Raw genomic sequence first — 541 nt, forward strand, 5'->3', positions numbered from 1 at the left:
TCGTCATAGCGATAACGCTTGATCCCGCCATTGGGCAATTGCTCTTCCAGCAACTGCCCACGCTCATTCCACACCAGCCGATGGCAACTGTGATCCGGGTACCAAACTCCGGTCAGTTGCCCGTGTTTGTTGTAGCTGTAATCGGTAACCTCGCCGTCAGGATCGATCCTACGCGTAACATCGCCTTGCTCATTACGCTCGTATTTCCAGACAGCCTCGCCGCGCCTTACAACCCGTACGAAGCCGTTGTCATGTTCGTAGGAGGTCGGCTCATCATCCCCGGGAAACAACGCCACCAAGCGTCCGGCTTCGTCGTACTGATACGCCGTCACCGCGCCCAGCGGATCCTGCTCGACGGTCAGCCGACCCTTGGCATCGTAGGATTTGAAATGCTGCGCGCCGTCCGGATCGATGCGCTGCACCAGCCGCGCCCGCTGGTCGTGGACATACACCTCCTCGCTACCATCGGCGTTATGCACCGTGACACGCCCGTCATCCCCCCAGGCATAGCGCGTGTCCATCTGCGAAAAGCTCGCCCAAT

At 59.5% G+C, this 541-nt stretch carries 1 pseudogene; it reads right to left on the minus strand.

From position 1 onward, the window contains the following. Positions 1–541, minus strand: a pseudogene (locus E4O97_RS13660) (type IV secretion protein Rhs); the annotation flags it as partial.

The sequence above is a fragment of the Pseudomonas sp. W15Feb34 genome (assembly GCF_023127765.1).
Taxonomy (GTDB): Bacteria; Pseudomonadota; Gammaproteobacteria; order Pseudomonadales; family Pseudomonadaceae; genus Aquipseudomonas; species Aquipseudomonas synxantha_A.